General features: G+C 65.7%; 13 protein-coding genes. 6 read left to right on the top strand and 7 right to left on the bottom strand.

The genetic code is table 11. The features are described 5' to 3' along the window. Window positions 1–24: 24 nt before the first annotated feature. Genes C6A86_RS14475 through C6A86_RS14460 form a run of 4 tightly spaced genes read left to right on the top strand, consistent with a single transcriptional unit; the run spans window position 25 to window position 4,299 of the window. Entirely contained in the window at window positions 25–1,422 is a 1,398-nt protein-coding gene (locus C6A86_RS14475) for an MFS transporter (RefSeq protein ID WP_105364752.1), read from the top strand. A gap of 42 nt (window positions 1,423–1,464) precedes the next feature. Then, on the top strand, window positions 1,465–2,706 hold the full coding sequence (manD, locus tag C6A86_RS14470) for a D-mannonate dehydratase ManD (protein WP_105364753.1): 1,242 nt from the start codon (window positions 1,465–1,467) through the stop codon (window positions 2,704–2,706). Next, a complete protein-coding gene (locus C6A86_RS14465) occupies window positions 2,696–3,352 on the top strand; it encodes a bifunctional 4-hydroxy-2-oxoglutarate aldolase/2-dehydro-3-deoxy-phosphogluconate aldolase (RefSeq protein WP_105364754.1) in 657 nt (218 codons plus the stop codon). Before manD ends, C6A86_RS14465 begins: the two co-directional genes overlap by 11 nt. Before the next feature lie 38 nt (window positions 3,353–3,390). Continuing rightward, window positions 3,391–4,299, top strand: coding sequence for a sugar kinase (locus C6A86_RS14460; RefSeq protein WP_233213124.1), 909 nt, complete (start codon window positions 3,391–3,393; stop codon window positions 4,297–4,299). 10 nt (window positions 4,300–4,309) lie between these two features. Here C6A86_RS14460 and C6A86_RS14455 read toward each other — a convergent pair whose 3' ends face one another. The 7 genes from C6A86_RS14455 to C6A86_RS14425 all read right to left on the bottom strand — a co-directional run bounded on the left by C6A86_RS14455 (window position 4,310) and on the right by C6A86_RS14425 (window position 12,012). Then, complete coding sequence (locus tag C6A86_RS14455; RefSeq protein WP_105364756.1) at window positions 4,310–5,119, bottom strand: LLM class F420-dependent oxidoreductase; 810 nt, start codon at window positions 5,117–5,119, stop codon at window positions 4,310–4,312. A 58-nt stretch (window positions 5,120–5,177) separates the two neighbouring features. Next, window positions 5,178–6,863: a GMC family oxidoreductase N-terminal domain-containing protein gene (locus C6A86_RS14450; RefSeq protein WP_311100707.1), complete on the bottom strand. Its 1,686-nt coding sequence runs from the start codon at window positions 6,861–6,863 to the stop codon at window positions 5,178–5,180. A gap of 147 nt (window positions 6,864–7,010) precedes the next feature. Continuing rightward, window positions 7,011–7,280 (bottom strand): WhiB family transcriptional regulator, encoded by a 270-nt coding sequence (locus C6A86_RS14445; protein WP_105363675.1) that lies wholly within the window; start codon window positions 7,278–7,280, stop codon window positions 7,011–7,013. 3 nt (window positions 7,281–7,283) lie between these two features. After that, window positions 7,284–8,663: an NAD-dependent succinate-semialdehyde dehydrogenase gene (locus C6A86_RS14440; protein WP_105363674.1), complete on the bottom strand. Its 1,380-nt coding sequence runs from the start codon at window positions 8,661–8,663 to the stop codon at window positions 7,284–7,286. A 30-nt stretch (window positions 8,664–8,693) separates the two neighbouring features. Continuing rightward, complete coding sequence (locus C6A86_RS14435; RefSeq protein WP_105363673.1) at window positions 8,694–10,001, bottom strand: aspartate aminotransferase family protein; 1,308 nt, start codon at window positions 9,999–10,001, stop codon at window positions 8,694–8,696. A gap of 69 nt (window positions 10,002–10,070) precedes the next feature. Continuing rightward, window positions 10,071–11,054 carry a phosphotransferase gene (locus C6A86_RS14430; RefSeq protein WP_105363672.1) on the bottom strand — a complete coding sequence of 328 codons (984 nt, stop codon included), beginning with the start codon at window positions 11,052–11,054 and terminating at the stop codon, window positions 10,071–10,073. A gap of 184 nt (window positions 11,055–11,238) precedes the next feature. After that, a complete protein-coding gene (locus C6A86_RS14425; RefSeq protein WP_233213032.1) occupies window positions 11,239–12,012 on the bottom strand; it encodes a GntR family transcriptional regulator in 774 nt (257 codons plus the stop codon). Between the two features lie 133 nt (window positions 12,013–12,145). Between C6A86_RS14425 and C6A86_RS14420 the strand changes: the two genes are divergently transcribed. Continuing rightward, window positions 12,146–13,570, top strand: coding sequence for an APC family permease (locus tag C6A86_RS14420; protein WP_105363671.1), 1,425 nt, complete (start codon window positions 12,146–12,148; stop codon window positions 13,568–13,570). Then, entirely contained in the window at window positions 13,567–16,482 is a 2,916-nt protein-coding gene (locus C6A86_RS14415) for an aminotransferase (RefSeq protein ID WP_105363670.1), read from the top strand. Before C6A86_RS14420 ends, C6A86_RS14415 begins: the two co-directional genes overlap by 4 nt. The last annotated feature ends 15 nt before the right edge of the window (window positions 16,483–16,497 follow it).

Here is a 16,497-nt window from a genome sequence, read left to right as displayed (position 1 = left end):
GAATCTCACCCCAGAGGAACGACGATGACCACAGCCCAAACCCCAGAACCGCGCGCCGACGAGCACCCGCCGGCCGCCCAACGCAGCACGGCCGACCTGGTACGGGCGGCCGTCTCCGGGTGGTTGGGCACCGCACTGGAATTCATGGACTTCCAGCTCTACTCGCTGGCCGCCGCATTGGTGTTCAGCCAGCTGTTCTTCTCCGGCGAGAGTGCCGGGATGGCCGTAGTCCTGTCGATGGCCACCTACGGTGTCGGGTACATCGCCCGGCCCCTTGGCGCCCTCTTCTTCGGCCGGCTCGGTGACCGCATCGGCCGGCGCAAGGTGCTTTTCTACACGATTCTGTTGATGGGCGCAGCCACCACGTTGATCGGTGTCCTGCCGACCTACCAGCAGGTGGGTGTGCTGGCACCGATTCTGTTGGTGACACTGCGACTGCTGCAGGGCTTCGGCGCCGGCGCCGAAATCAGTGGTGCAGGCGTGATGCTCGCCGAGTACGCACCCGTCAGGCGGCGCGGCTTCGTCGCCTCCCTGGTGGGCCTCGGCACCAACTGCGGCACGCTGTTCGCCTCGGCGATCTGGGCGATCCTGCTGGGTGTGATGGTCGAGAGCGACGTCATCGCGTGGGGCTGGCGGATTCCGTTCATCGCCAGCGCCGTGGTCATGGTGTTCGCGGTGTGGGTGCGGTTGAACCTCAAGGAGAGCCCCGTCTTCGAAGAGCGCGACGACGTCATCGACGGGCGGGCCATGTCCCGCGAGGAGATCCTGGCCCAGACCGGGCAGGTCGAGACCCGCACCGTGGAAGCGTTGCAGCACAAGCCGATCAAGGCCATTGCCGTGGCGTTCTTCCTGCGATTCGGCCAGGCGGGCAACTCCGGGCTGATCCAGACCTACCTCATCTCGTTCATGACCCTGACACTCGCGCTGCAGAAGAGCCTCAGCGCCAACATCGTCATCGTGTCCTCGCTGGTCGGATTCCTCACCATCCCGCTGATCGGTTGGCTCGGAGACAAGTTCGGCCGCCGCCGGATGTACATCATCGTCATGTCGTCGGCACTGGTCGTCGTCATTCCCGCCATGATGGCGATCGAGTCGAAGAACCTGCAGTGGGTCTTCGTCGGCTACGTCGTGCTCCACAACGTCGCGGTGCTCAGCCCGGCTTCGCTGGAGAACGTCTCGATCCCCGAGATCTTCGGGTCCCGGAATCGCTACACGCTCACCGCCGTGGTCCGGGAGATCGCCGCGGTCATCGCTACCGGTATCGGACCCGTCCTCGTCGCCGCCTGGGTGGCCGCCACGACGGGCAGCCCCATCCCGATCATGGTGATGCTGGTGCTGTACTCGCTCTCGGCGCTGATCGTCGCCGTGTGGGCCAAAGACTGGACCGGGCGCGACCTCACCGATCCGCTTCCCGCCATGTGACGGACCGGCACCGAAAAGCCACTCGCGCAACGAAAGAGAATCATGACCATCGAGACCATCGACGTCAACGTCTGCAGTCCCGGCCGCAACTTCGTCACCCTCAAGATCGTCACCGGTGACGGTGTGGTCGGGTGGGGGGACGCCACACTCAACGGGCGCGAGCTGGCCGTCGCGGCCTACCTGTCCGAGCACCTGGCCTCCATGCTGATCGGTCGCGACGAAGATCGCATCGAGGACACCTGGCAGTACCTCTACCGAGGGGCCTACTGGCGGCGCGGGCCGGTGACCATGGCCGCGATCGCCGCGGTCGACATGGCGCTGTGGGACATCAAGGCCAAGAAGACCGGGATGCCGCTCTACCAGCTGCTCGGCGGCGCCAGTCGCGATCAAGTACGGGTGTACTGCCATGCGTCGGGCAGCGACTATCCGGCGCTCAAGGATGCGATCAGCGGCTATCTGGACGCCGGATACACCGCGGTGCGCGTGCAGACCGGCGTACCAGGCCTCGGCCAGATATACGGGGTGTCCACCGCCAAGGCGGGCGGCAGATACGACTACGAGCCGGCCCACCGTGCCGCGGACGGAAGCGCGGCGACCGCGCCGATCGAGGAGGTCTGGGACACCCGCGCGTACCTGTCCCACATGCCCTCGGTGTTCGGCCGGATTCGGGAGGACTTCGGCACGGGCGTTCGGATACTGCACGACGGGCACCATCGAATGACGCCCATCGAAGCAGCCAGGTTCGCGAAAGACGTTGAGCCCTATGACCTGTTCTGGTTGGAGGACTGCACACCAGCCGAGGACCAAGCGGCGTTGCGCCTGGTTCGTCAGCATTCCACCACACCGCTGGCCATCGGCGAGGTGTTCAACTCGGTCTACGACTACCAAACGCTCATCACCGAGCGGCTGATCGACTATGTGCGGTCGGCGGTCACCCACACCGGCGGTATCACCGCTATGAAGAAGCTGCTGGACTTCGCGGGCGTCTACGGCATCAAGTCCGGTATACACGGGCCGACGGATGTGTCTCCGGTCGGGATGGCGGCAGCGCTGCACCTCGACATGGCGATCCACAACTTCGGCATCCAGGAATATATGCCGCACAACGACCTCACTCTCGACGTCTTCAACACGTCGTACACCTTCGATCGCGGCTTCCTGCATCCGGGCGACGCGCCTGGCCTGGGCGTCGAACTCGACGAACAGGCGGCCTCGGCGTTCGAGTACACCGCCGCCTACCTGCCGGTGAACCGGCTGCAGGACGGAACCGTTCATGACTGGTGACACGATGGTGCCAAGGCTGGACATCCCGGCTCGCACCGCTGACGCGAAGCTCATCGTGGTGGTACGGGCTCCGGACGCGGCCGACTACGACGAGCTGCTCGAGGTGCTGATCGAGGCCGGAATCCGCAGTGTCGAGCTGACATTGACCACACCGGGAACTCTCGATCGACTGCCGGAGCTGCTCGCACGATACGGGGACGTCGCAGACATCGGTGTCGGCACCGTGGTAGACCGCGACCAATTGGACGCCGCAGTCCGAGCCGGAGCGCACTACCTCGTCACCCCCATCGCGGACCCGGATCTCGTCACCGCGGCGACCCGGGCCGGGGTCCCCATCGTGCCCGGCGGCCTGACCCCGACCGAACTGTTCGGCGCATGGAGTGCCGGGGCCGCTGCCGTGAAGATCTTCCCGGCCAACGTGGTTGGCCCCGGCTACCTGAAGGATCTGCGCGGGCCGTTCCCCGGCATCGCCGCGGTTCCCTCCGGTGGGGTGGATCTGACTGGCGCTGCGACGTGGCTGAACGCCGGTGCGGCAGCGGTCAGTGTCGGCGGGCCACTGCTCGGCGACGCGCTGCGCGGCGGCGACATGAAGGCGCTTCGCGATCGCACGGTGCAGTTCGTGGCCGTCTGCGGGCAACCGTCGTGAGCGCCAGAGTAGCCACGATCGGCGAGACCATGGCGTTGATGAGAACGCGAGACATCGGGTCGCTGCGGCACGTATCGGAAATGGTCCTCGGCATCGGCGGCGCGGAGAGCAACGTTGCAATCGGTCTGCGCCGTTTGGGTATCGAGGTCGCGTGGTTGGGCCGAATAGGCGACGATCCGCTGGGGGAGCGCGTCACCCGCGAGATCCGAGCCGAAGGGGTCGACGTCCGCGGGGTGGTCGATGCCGACGCACCGACCGGTCTGATGCTCAAGGAGCGGCCGTCGGCGAGCTCGTCGGCGGTCTTCTACTACCGGTCCGGGGCGGCCGGGTCGCGACTGTGTCCCGATGACGTCCCGCCCGGCTGGATAGAGGGCGCCGACCTCCTCCACGTCACCGGGATCACTGCGCTGTTGTCCGATGGCGCGCATGACTGCGTGCTCGCTGCCATCGCACGCGCGCATGCTGCCGGAGTGCGGGTGAGCTTCGACGTGAACTACCGCTCGACGTTGGCGCCGCCTGACATTGCAGGCCCGCTGCTGCGCAAGCTCGCCGAGAACGCCGACATCGTCTTCGGCGGCACCGACGAGCTGCGGTTGCTGTTCCCCGATGGCGATGCCGCCGAAGCGGCTGCGCGGTTGATGGTCGGTGGCCGTAGTGAGGTGGTGGTCAAGTACGGCGCGTCGGGAGCAGCCACGTACTCGCCCACCGGCGTCGTCGAAAGTCCCGGTTTCACCGTCGATGTCGTGGACACCGTCGGCGCAGGCGACGCCTTCGTGGCGGGGTACCTCAGCGGGTTGCTGGACGGCCTCGACGTTGCGGGCCGGTTGCACCGCGCGAACGCCTGCGGTGCCATGCTGTGCATGACGCCGGGGGACTGGGAGTCCAGTCCCACCCTGAGTGACGTACAACGGTTCTGCCGACCGGGGACAGACCCGGTCCTGCGCTAGTCAAGCGGCCTCACCCGTTGTCCCGCCAGGTGAGCACCTCTTTCAGAGAGGTGAGGTCGTAACCGTTGTCGGCGGTGAGTTCGGTCTGGAACAACGTCACTCCTGCCTCGCGGAAGGCATCGGCGCTGTCGGCGTCCGCCCAGAGCGTCGAGCGCTCGATATCTGCGCCGTTGCGGCCGAACGTTTCTGCCAGCTCATCGACGCGGTCGCTGGACTTGCGGAAGGCGTCGAGGTCGGCGAACGCGTGCCAGATATCGGCGTGCCGGGCAACGGCGGGCAGTGACCGCTTGGGTCCCGTGCCGCCGATGAGGATCGGTAGCTTGCGCATGGGCGGCGGAATCAGCGCAGCGAGCCGATTCTCGATGCGGATCAGGCTCTCGTCGAACAGATCGAAGCGGGAGCCAAAGGTGCCGAATTCGTAACCGTAGGTGGTGTAGTCCTTTTCGTACCACCCCGCGCCCAGGCCGAGGATGAGCCGGCCGCCGCTGATGTGGTCGACGGTGCGCGCCATGTCGGCGAGCAGGTCGGCGTTTCGGTAGCCGACGCCGGTGACCAGCAGCCCGATCTCGGCGTGCGAGGTGATCTCACCCCACGATGCGAGCGCGGTCCACCCCTCGAAGTTGGCGACGTCGGGTTGCTCGTCGAACATGACGGGCTTGCCGTCGACGAGGCCCTTCATCGCCGGGCGGTGGAAGTGGTCGTAGCCGAAGATCACGTCGACGCCGAGGTCGTCGGCGCCCAGGACAGCGTCGCGCCAGGTGCGGTAATCGGGCGTGCCGCCGGGCTGGATCTGCACGGCGACGCGGACGGGACGGGTCATGGATGCTCCTGAGTCGGGGAAGGGGCGACTCTTGAGCCAAGTTCACCGGGCGCAGGGTTTATTCCAGGATCGCCCGGGCTGCGCGCTCGGCGATCAGCATGACCGGGGCGTTGGTGTTCCCGGACGTGATGGTGGGTATCGCCGAAGCATCGACCACGCGCAGCCCGGCGACGCGGTACACGCGACAGTCGGTGTCGAGCACCGTGGCGGACGATCGCGGCAGACCGCGGGTGTCGAAGGCTCCCATCGCGCAGGTGCCCACCGGATGAAAGATGGTGGTACCGAGCTCGCGAGCCGCCTGTTGCAGGTCTTCGTCGCTGATCAGCTGCGCGCCGGGAAGCAGCTCTTCCGGGTGGTAGCGGGCCAGTGACGGCGCCGCCATGATCTGCCGGGTCATCCTCAAGCCCCGCACGGCGGCTGCGCGATCGGCGTCGGTGGACAGGTAGTTACAGGAGATCTTCGGATAGCTCAGCGGATCGGCACCGGCGATGCGCACATGGCCCCGTGAGCTGGGGCGCAGATTGCAGACCGAGGGAGTGATCGCGCCGAAACGGTGCAGAGGTTCGCCGAACTTGGCCAACGACAATGGCTGCACATGCCACTCCAGATCGGGACTGGCCAGCGCGGGGTCGCTTTTCGCGAAAGCCCCCAGCGTGGAGGGCGGCATGGTCATCGGCCCGGATCGCATCAACAGGTACTGAAGTCCCATGCCTGCCCGGGTGATCCAATTGCGGTACAGCGTGTTGACGGTCCGGGCGCCCCGCACCCGGTAGACCGTGCGCAGCTGCAGGTGGTCCTGCAGGTTTTCACCCACCCCGGGCAGATCCACGGCCACCGGCACCTGATGCTGGGTGAGCAGCCCGGCCGGTCCCAGACCCGAGGCCTGCATGAGCTGCGGTGAACCGATTGCTCCGGCGCTCAAGATCACTTCCCGCCGCGCCCGGACGTCGACGCTGCGGCCGTCTTTGAGCAGCCGCACACCGGTGGCGCGGTGCGCAGCCGTGGTCCAGGCACCGCGACGCTGGCCGTCGTGGACCTGGTCGTCGATCAACAGCTGCAACGCCTGGGTCTGCGTGTAGACGGTGAGATTGGGTCGGTGGACGACGGGATGCAGGAAGGCATCGGCCATCGACCAGCGACGGCCCCGACGTTGGTTGACGTGAAAGTACGCGCTGCCGGCGTTGTCACCCCGGTTGAACTCGGCGATCGGGGCAATACCCACCTGGGCCGCGGCGGCCTGCCAGGCATCCAAGATCTTCCAACGCACCCGCGGCCGCTCGACGGCGATCTCGCCACCGGCGCCATGCCACTCGTCGGGGCCGCCGAAGTAGTCTTCCAACTCCTTATAGATCGACAGCGTCTCGCCGGCACCGTCCCGACCACCCCACAACCAGCGATCGTCACCGGTGGCCTGCGCCCACAGCGCGTAATCGCTTGCCTGTCCACGCATGTGGATCATGGCGTTGATCGACGAGCTGCCGCCGATCACCCGGCCGCGCGCGTAATGAATGCTGCGGCCGGCCAGACCCGGGTCGGCCTCGGTGGTGAAGCACCAGTCGGTGCGGGGGTTGGCGATGGTGTAGAGGTAACCCACCGGGATCTTGATCCAGAACCAGTTGTCTGTGCCGCCTGCCTCGACCAGGAGCACCCGGTGATCAGGATTGGCGCTGAGCCGGTTGGCGAGCAGGCAGCCCGCACTGCCTGCTCCCACGATGACGAAATCGAACTCGGTGGCGGGGCTCATTCCGGAATCGTTCCTCCATGGACATCGACTGCAAACCCCCAGTGTGCGCGACACCCGCACGAGACGCGCACGCTCACGTTCGCGTGTTGCCGGCCGGAGTCCGCCGACAACCGTGCCTGCATGCTGGGACGTGATGGCGTCGATCGATCACGGCGCGATGCGTAGCCGCTCCTGCGGGGTGAGGCCGCCCCACACCCCGAAGCGCTCGGGCACCGTCAAGGCGTGGTGCAGGCACTGCCGCACGACCGGGCAACGTTGACAGATCAGCTTGGCTGCCCGCGCATTGGCGGCGCGACGCCGTGGATTCTCCTGGTCGACCTCGCTTGGGAAGAACACCTCGGCGCTGCACCCACTGCATTCGGCGCGAAACTGCCAAGCCCATTGCTGCCACATCGGCTTGAGCGCATGCGATTTCATAATTCAGCGGGCATCGACCGAGCGCAGGAGCTGCTTGTTGACGAACTCCTCGATGCCCAGTGCACCCAATTCCCTACCGACACCCGATCGTTTGACGCCGCCGAATGGCAGTTCGGCGGCATCCAATCCCACCCCGTTCACGTACACCATGCCCGTCTGCAGAGCGTCCGCGGTGCGGGTGGCCTGATCCGGATCGTCGGTGAACACGTAGGACCCCAGCCCGAAGGGAGTGTCGTTGGCGATGCGCACCGCGTCGTCCTCGTTGGCCGCGCGGTACACGACCGCGACGGGACCGAACAGTTCTTCGGCGTAGACGGGGTTGTCCGGTGTCACGTCGGCCAGCACGCCGCATCCGTAATAGGCTCCGTCGCGGGTGCTTTCGAGCAGGACGGTCGCCCCGGCCTCGGCAGCACGGCGCACCTGGGCTTCCAGCCGGGTCGCCGCCGCCACCGAGGACAGCGGACCCAGCACGGTCGACTCATCCATCGGGTTGCCCGGAGACACGGCGGCGAGCTTCTCCGTAAAGCGCGCCACGAACTCGTCGTAGTGGCGGTCGAGGATGACGAAGCGCTTCGCACCGTTGCACGACTGCCCTCCGTTGTCCAACCGCGCTTCGACGGCGGCGTTCACCGCCGCGTCGAGGTTGGCCAGGTCGAGGACGAGGAAGGGGTCCGACCCGCCGAGCTCGAGCACCACCTTCTTGATGTTCGCCCCGGCCAGCTGGCCCACCATGGCGCCGGCTCGCTCGGAGCCAGTGAAGCTGACACCGGCGACTCGGCTGTCGCCGATGGCGGTGGCAATCGTCGCTTCGTCGAACAGCACGGTGGTGTAAACCCCGGTGGGAGCGCCGGCTGCGGCGAACGCCTCGGTGATCGCCCGGGCCGAATCTGGGCACTGCGGTGCAGGTTTGAGCAGCACCGTGTTGCCCACGGCCAAGCTCGGTGCCGCGAAGCGGGCCACCTGGTAGTAAGGGAAATTCCACGGCATGATCCCCAGGACGACCCCGATCGGTCGTTTGCGGATCACCGCACTGCCCTGACCGTCGCTCAGCGCGATCGGCGCGTCGGCGAGGAATTGGGCCGCGTGATCGGCGTAGTAGTCGTAGATGTCAGCGCTGAACTCGACCTCCGCCCGTGCTTGGGCCAATGGCTTGCCCATTTCGCGCACCGCAAGCGTCGCCATGTCCTCGAGATGCTCGCGGTGGTAACGCGCCACACCTCGCAGCACCTCCACCCGGTCCTCTACTACGCGCGCCGACCACGACCGTTGCGCGTCGCACGCACCCTGTAAGGCCGCCTCCGCCTGGCCCTCGTCGAAGAAGTCCTGCGGCGGATGCGTCTCTCCTGTAGCAGGATTGACGACCTGGAACGGTGCACTGGTCACGAACTGTCCTTTCCTCGAAATTGATGGTGGTTAGAGGGTCGCGTCGAGCTCGGCGAGGAGTACGTCGGCGTGCGCTGCGGTGAACGGCAGCGGCGGACGGATCTTCAGAACGTTCTGCCCGACACCGGACGCGCTGATGAGCACGCGTCGTTGGCGCAACTCGTTGACGATCCGGGCCGCCGCCTCGGCGTCTGGGGTCTTGCGTTCGTCGTCGTCGACGATCTCGACGGCGACGAACAATCCGGTCCCGCGAACGTCACCCAACGTGTGGTGACGCTGCGCCAGCGCCCGCAATCCGGCTATCAGGTAGGCACCGGAATCGCGGGCGTTGTCGATCAGCCGGTCCTCATCGATGACGTCCAGGACGGCGGTTGCGGCGGCGATGCTGACGGGATTGCCGCCAAAGGTGTTGAAATAGCGCATGTCCCGACCGAACTTGGCCATCACCTGTTCGCGTCCCACCACCGCGGCGATCGGGATGCCGTTGCCCATCGGCTTGCCGAGCACGACGAGATCGGGTTGGAGCCCGTGCCGCTCGAATCCCCACCACCCGGTACCCAACCGTCCGAACCCGGACTGCACCTCGTCGGCGATCCAGAGGCCCCCGGCGGCGTGCACCAACTCCGCGGCCGGACGCAGGAAGGTGGCGGGGTCACACTGCACACCGTCACTGGACAACACCGAGTCGACGATCATGCCGGCCAGTCCCACCCCGCGTTGGTTCAGGGTGGCGATGGCCGCCCGCACGCGTTCCACGAAGGCCTCGCCCGCCTCGCCTGGTTCTTCGCGATAGAAATCGGGCGCGTCGACGAGGACCACGTGCGGTGGTATCGGGTTGTGTGGGCCCAGGCTCGGCGAGATCTCCGCGGCCGCTGCGGTGACGCCGTGGTAGGCGTGTGAGGTGCAGATGATCCCCTGTGCGCCAGTCTCATATCGTGCGGTACGCAGGGCAAGGTCGACTGCTTCGCTGCCCGTGCAGGTGTAGGTGACCTTGGACAAGTCGGGCGGGAAGAGTGCCAGCAGGCGCTCCGAATACCGCACCACCGACTCGGTGAGGTAGCGAGTGTGGGTGTTGAGCACGCCCAGTTGATCGTTGACGAGCCGTTGCACGTGGGGATGGCTGTGGCCGATCACCGGGACGTTGTTGTACGCGTCGAGGTAGCGTTGCCCCGCGGTGTCGTAGAGCCATACTCCGGCGCCGCGTTCCAGCGCGACCGGCTGGCGGTAGAACAGCCGGTATGTCGGTGCGAGTACGGCCTCTCGGCGTTCGTTGAGCGCCCGGCTGTCGGGATCCAATTCAGCTGCGGCCGTGCTGTCGTACGCGTTGGCCATGTGCATGGGCTGAGAGTTCACGTCGACTCCGGATTTTGCAGGACAGTCATGGTGTGCTTCTTTGCATTCGAGGGACTAACGGTTCAGGGTCGCGCGCAACCGGGTCTCGGCCTGGTCGAGATGGATCGGCCGCAACGCGGCCAGGGCCCGCCAGGTGTGCTCGGAACGGGCTTTCCCGTATTCGCCAGTCGGCCCGCCGCGGCGCGCAGTCCAGATCGTCGCATTGCAGACCAGGCGAATCATCGCCAAGGGAAAGAGCAGTGAAATTTCGGTGTCATTGAGTCGAACCACCTGGTCGAACCCGGCAGCGACATCGACGAGGGCGCTGATTGGGTCAGCTTTTCGGAGCATCGCGTAGGCGCCGGCGATCGCTGGTTCGCATACCCGAGCGGTATACAGTGAGTCGGCGAAGTCGATGACGCCGGTGATGCGCCCTCGAGCCGGATCCCCGAACACATTGAAATCGTTGAGGTCTTGGTGCACAACGCCTTTGGGAAGATCGGCGATGTGACGGGCGACCACCGTGTCGAACATCTCAACCGCAGCCAGCGCCGCCTCGCGCTGCGCGGGATCGTCGATCAGGGGCAGATTGGCGCCAATCGTCAGCGGTGCGGCCAGCAGGTCCCACCCGTGGGTCTTTGCCACCTGCTGGTCCTCCTGCATGCCGGCCAGACCGGCCACAATGTTCCCCGCCGTGCGCCCCCAGCCGATCAGCAGTTCGGTGGGGTGCTCGGGCGCTTCAGACAATAGTGAGCCGTCGATCCAGGAGTACACGCTCAAACACAGATCATCGTCGAGGAGGGCCACGTCGGCGCCGTTGCTTGCACGCAGCACTGCCGGAACGGGAACCAGTCCGACGAGGCGATCCAACAGCTGGTGTTGCCAACGCACGCCGTCAGCTTCGTCGGCGCGATAGACCTTGACGACCGCACGTACGCCGCCATCGGTGGTGAGGGCGAAGGTTTGGTCGAACTCGCCACCGAGCCGGCGCATTTCAGAGCTGACCAACCCGTACTGGTGGTCGAGGGCAGCGGCGATGTCGCGTGTTGCCAATCCCATACGCCGATCGGATGTCCACTCTGTCAACCCAGAACCCCTATTGCATCATTGTTCACCAATGTCTCAAGCTAGCGGAGTGGCGGTGCTTTGGCAATGGCCGACGGGCCAGCCCGGCCAACGGCGGTGTCGTTCGCTGAATGTCGACGCCATGGAAGTGAGCTCCGGACATCGCGTCCGACGCCAATCAGCTGGCGACGATGTGGACCAGGATGTCCCGGTTGACGTGTAGGTGCTCGGCTATCAGTCGGGTAGAAAGGTGCTCGTTGCGATCTGCGAGCGCGTCGTAGATCGCGCGGTGCTCGCCAAATGCCTGCGCGGCGTCGGTCTTGTACTCGCCCGAACTCGCCTCGAGAATGGCGAGGGCATACAGCATCTCGGATTCGATGGCGTTGAAGAAGCGGTCGATTCGAGGGCTGTCGAGCAATCCGATGATGGCAGCGTGGAAGTCGAGGTCGGATTGAACGATGACGCGGAAGTCGGTGCCACGTGAGGCCCGCTCAAGCTGGTCGATAGCCGTCGTGAGTTGGTCGAAGCGTTGTGGACTGCTGGGCTGATCCGATGTGCACCAGCGTTTGGCCGCGTCGACTTCCAGTACTTCTCGCGAGCGGTACATATCGGTGATGTCCTTGGCGTTGAAATCGACCACCGTCGAACCCTTGTGCCGCTGGTGACGCACGAGGCCCTGCGATTCGAGCACCCGCAGGGCGTCCCGCACAGTGCGGCGCGACACCTGATAGTGCTCGGAGATCACTTCTTCGCGCAGTGCCGCACCGCGGGCGATCTCGCCGGACAGAATCTCCTCGCGAACGAGATCGGCGACCTGCTCGCCCGTCGTACTGCGAGACGGCAGGAGGGCGCGCACGTCGACGTGCTCACCGGGCGTGGAGACCATGGCCACTACCCCTCTCGATCCGTCGGCATTCGACCCATTGTCTACCACGCCGACGATGCCAACCACGTCGGTGATCCGCCTCTTGGGCTAGCGCTTTTCGGGAGGGGCGCGTATCGTCCCCCGGACTGTGTCATTGTAGAATTGGTCACCAATTGGAGGCATTTGTGAGCGACGGCATCTTGCGTGGGGTGGTCCACGCATGACGGAATCCTCTTTGGCAGCGACATCCGACGAGCGGGTGACAGCCGGTGGAAGCGCTAAGCCGCACCTCCGCCGAGTGCTCGGTGTCGGTGGACTCGTTCTCTTCGGCCTGGCGTACATGGACCCGTTGGCCGTGTTCGACACCTATGGCGTGGTCAGCCAGACGACCCACGGGCATGTGCCGACCGCGTACATCGTGACCTTCACGGCGATGCTGTTCACCGCCGGAAGCTACGCCGTACTCGTGCGCGCCTATCCGAGCGCGGGCAGCGCCTACACCTTCGCCCGCCGGGCATTTGGCGGCCAAGTCGGGTTTCTCACGGGCTGGTCCCTGATGTTGGACTACCTACTTTTGCCGCTGATCAACTACTTGCTGATCGGCATCTACCTCAACGCGTTGTTCCCCGCAGTGCCCGCGGCGGTGTTCTGTCTCGTTGCCGTCGCCCTGGTGACCGTTGTCAACGTGGTCGGCGTGGTGATCATGAACCGACTCAACTACGCCCTGGTGGGCATGCAGCTGCTGTTCATCGTCGTCTTCTCGGTCGTGGCGTTGGTCTACCTGCGAAACAACCCCGGTGTTTCGCTGCTTCAGCCGCTCTACACGTCCGGGTTCGGTGGTGGCGACATCCTGGGCGGCGCCGCTATCGTCGCGCTGAGCTTCCTCGGGTTCGACGCGGTGTCCACCATGTCTGAAGAGGCGCGCAATCCCCGGCGGACCGTACCCGTGGCCATCATCCTCACGGTGGTACTCGGCGGTGTCATCTTCTTGGTGGTGTCCTACTGCGCCACGCTCGTGGTGCCGGACTACCGCACCATCACCGATCCCGATTCGGCCGCACTGCAGGTGGTGTTCGCCGCCGGCGGACACACGCTGCAGAACTTCTTCATCGTCGCCTATATGTGCGCATGTAGCGCGGCAGCACTGTCCTCACAGGTCAGCGTCACCCGCATCCTCTACGCGATGGGCCGCGACGGGGTATTGCCTCGGGTCGTGTTCGGACGTATCAGTCGACGATTCCAGACACCGATCGGTGCGGCCCTGGTGGTATCGGCAATCTCGCTGTTCGCGCTGATCGCTGACCTGGAGACGATGGCCTCAATCGTGAGCTTCGGCGCCCTCGCGGCGTTCACATTGGTGAATCTGTCTGTCATCAAGCATTTCTTGATCGACTTGGGGCGCCGTGGCTGGCGTAGCTGGCTTGTCTACGCGGCGATGCCTGCCATCGGCGTCGCCCTCACGGGATGGCTGTGGACCAGTCTTTCCATGGACGCCTTCGCCATTGGATTCTCCTGGATGGCGGTTGGGGTCATCTACTTGGCCGCCCTCACCCGCGGATTCCGGCAGCCTACACCAGAGGTCGACTTCGACGCCGGTGAGACACCTATCGAGAACACGACTCCCTCAGTAAGGACACCGCGGTGACCTCCTCCACCACGAGCTTCGACTTCTTCGCCCACCCCGAACTCCCAGCGCCACTGGTCACCGAGCGCGACGCCGCCCGATTTGTCGCCGAAAACTACGGGATCGACGCCACAGCAGCCACTTTGGGCAGTCAGCAAGACGCGAACTTCTTGGTGACCAAAGCCGGCGGAGCGGTGGCCGGGGTGTTGAAGGTGGCCAATCCGGCTTTCAGTGACGCTGAGATCGACGCCCAGGTAGCAGCGACGGATTGGGTCGCCGACCGCGAGCCGGCCCTGCGACTCGCCCGTGCCATTCCCGACCGCCAGGGCCGACAGCATTCACCAATGCCCGGAGGTCTGGGCTCCGCACGGCTGCTGGACTTCCTGCCCGGCGGCGACCTGGCGGAGTCCGGCTATCTCTCACCGACGGTCCTTGCCGAAATGGGTGACGTGGCGGGCCGAGTCAGCCGAGCGCTGCTCACATTCGAGCATCCAGGGCTGCAGCGCGTGCTGCAGTGGGATCCGCGTTTTGCAGATCGCGTAGTCGACTTCCTTGCGGGGTACCTGCCCGACTCGTCCGAGGCCGCCAGAATCACGAGCGCAACGGCCGCCGCGGTCGACGCTCTGCAACGTCTCGACGCTCACCTGCCCCGTCAGGCCGTACACCTCGACATTGCCGACACCAATACGGTGGGCACGTCGGGACCCGACGGCAGGCGGCACCCGGACGGCCTCTTGGACTTCGGCGACCTGACCCATACCTGGGCGGTGGCCGAACTCGCCGCCACCGTCGCCGCCACCCTGCACCATCCAGGTGTCGAATCGGCTGCCACTCTGTCAGTGATCTCAGCATTTCATGCCATCCGACCGCTCAGCGGCGAGGAGATCGATGCGCTGTGGCCGATGGTCGTCGCCAGGACCGCGGTACTGCTGATCAGCGATCTGCAACAGGTCGCCATCGACCCGGGCAACGAGTACGCGGCCACCACGGTGCAACGGGAACGCGTCCTTCTCGATCAGGCGCTGTCGGTTCCGACGGCGGTCATGTCCGCCTTGATTCGTGACCGGCTCGACGTCGCAGCCCCCCGTCATGACCCGGGCGTGGCCCGGCGCATCTTCGAGATCGAGCCGACGGACATTGCCACCCTTGATCTTTCGGTTGACTCGGACTCCGTGGACCGCGGCGCCTGGCTCGACCCCGACCTGGCGACACGGCTGGCAGGCGAGGCATTGGCGTCAGGCGCGCGAGCTGTCGTCACCGCCTACGGTGCCGCGCGTATGGATCGCAGTCGGCCGCTGGCGGCGCAGAGCAGCGCCACGATCACCACGGGCATCGATGTTTGGTCCGCCGATGCCACCCAACTGACCGCGCCGTGGGACGGCGAGGTGACCGTTGACAACGACGAACTCGTACTGCGTCACGGTTCTCACGAGTTGCGGTTGACGGGCGCAACGTTCATACCGGCGATCGAGCGAGTGGTCCAGGGAGACCCGCTGGCGACGATGCCTGCCGGACAGCGGACACACCTGGCCGTACACCTGAGCGAGGCGCCCGTAGCGCCGGAGACGGTTCGGCCGGAGTACGCACCGGGCTGGCTGGCGATCACATCGGATCCCGCCCCGCTGCTCGGGCTGCCTCAGCACCGTTCGGCACAGCTGGGTCTGCTGGAACGACGGGCGGCAACGTTCGCCGACGTGCAGGAGCACTACTACACGCGCCCTCCGCAGATCGAGCGCGGCTGGCGGCACCACATGCTGTCCACACAGGGGCGCAGCTACCTGGATATGGTCAACAACGTCACCGTGCTGGGCCACGCACACCCCGCCGTTGCCGACGCCGCGACCCGGCAACTCAACCGGCTCAACACCAACTCACGATTCAACTACGCGGTGGTGGTCGAGTTCTGCGAACGCCTCACCGCACTGCTGCCCGATCCTCTGGACACCGTGTTCCTGGTGAACTCAGGTTCTGAGTCCGTCGACCTCGCAATCCGACTTGCGATGGCAGCCAGTGGTTCTCGTGATGTCGTCGCGGTTGGCGAGGCCTATCACGGCTGGACGTACGCCACCGATGCGGTGTCGACCTCCACTGCGGACAACCCGAACGCTCTGACCACCCGGCCGGACTGGGTGCACACGGTGGAATCCCCGAACACCTTCCGCGGAAAGTATCGCGGCGCCGAGGCTTCGAAGTATGCCGCCGAGGCGGTCGACGTCATCAACGAGCTCGCGCACGGTGGACGGGCTCCGGCGGCGTTCATCGCCGAAACCGTCTACGGCAACGCCGGTGGAATGGCCCTCCCCGATGGCTACCTGGACGAGGTATACACCGCCGTTCGGGCCGCCGGCGGGTTGGCGATCGCCGATGAAGTCCAGGTTGCCTATGGTCGTCTGGGTCAATGGTTTTGGGGTTTCGAGCAACAGGGCGTGGTCCCCGACATCGTGACGATTGCCAAAGCGACGGGCAACGGTCATCCCGTTGGTGCGGTCATCACCAGCCGGGCGATCGCAGAGCGTTTCCACAGCGAAGGGTACTTCTTCTCGTCCACCGGTGGCAGCCCGCTGTCGAGCGCGGTCGGCCTGGCGGTACTCGACACCCTCCAAGAGGAACGCTTGCAAGCAAATGCGATGACCGTTGGGACGCATCTGATTTCCCGGCTCCGGGAACTCGCCACCCGCCACCCGTTGATCGGAACCGTGCACGGCTCTGGTCTCTACATTGGCGTGGAGATGGTCCGCGACCGCGAAACGCTGGAGGCCGCACCGGAGGAGACCTTGGCCATCTGTGACCGGATGCTCGAACTCGGTGTCGTGATCCAGCCGACCGGTGAACGCAAGAACATCCTGAAGACCAAGCCGCCCTTGTGCATTGACATGGATGGGGCCGATCACTACGCCGACATGCTCGACCGTGTACTCACTGAGGGCTGGTGACACCCACTATTGCCG

The sequence above is a fragment of the Mycobacterium sp. ITM-2016-00316 genome (assembly GCF_002968335.2).
Lineage (GTDB): Bacteria > Actinomycetota > Actinomycetes > Mycobacteriales > Mycobacteriaceae > Mycobacterium.
This window is presented reverse-complemented; position numbering and strand designations above follow the sequence as displayed.

Bases quoted from the DNA above. Each gene is read 5' to 3' on its own strand.
- C6A86_RS14475 (WP_105364752.1), top strand. From the start codon at position 25: ATGACCACAGCCCAAACCCCAGAACCGCGCGCCGACGAGCACCCGCCG.
- manD (WP_105364753.1), top strand. From the start codon at position 1,465: ATGACCATCGAGACCATCGACGTCAACGTCTGCAGTCCCGGCCGCAAC.
- C6A86_RS14465 (WP_105364754.1), top strand. From the start codon at position 2,696: ATGACTGGTGACACGATGGTGCCAAGGCTGGACATCCCGGCTCGCACC.
- C6A86_RS14460 (WP_233213124.1), top strand. From the start codon at position 3,391: ATGAGAACGCGAGACATCGGGTCGCTGCGGCACGTATCGGAAATGGTC.
- C6A86_RS14455 (WP_105364756.1), bottom strand. From the start codon at position 5,119: ATGACCCGTCCCGTCCGCGTCGCCGTGCAGATCCAGCCCGGCGGCACG.
- C6A86_RS14450 (WP_311100707.1), bottom strand. From the start codon at position 6,863: ATGAGCCCCGCCACCGAGTTCGATTTCGTCATCGTGGGAGCAGGCAGT.
- C6A86_RS14445 (WP_105363675.1), bottom strand. From the start codon at position 7,280: ATGAAATCGCATGCGCTCAAGCCGATGTGGCAGCAATGGGCTTGGCAG.
- C6A86_RS14435 (WP_105363673.1), bottom strand. From the start codon at position 10,001: ATGCACATGGCCAACGCGTACGACAGCACGGCCGCAGCTGAATTGGAT.
- C6A86_RS14430 (WP_105363672.1), bottom strand. From the start codon at position 11,054: ATGGGATTGGCAACACGCGACATCGCCGCTGCCCTCGACCACCAGTAC.
- C6A86_RS14420 (WP_105363671.1), top strand. From the start codon at position 12,146: ATGACGGAATCCTCTTTGGCAGCGACATCCGACGAGCGGGTGACAGCC.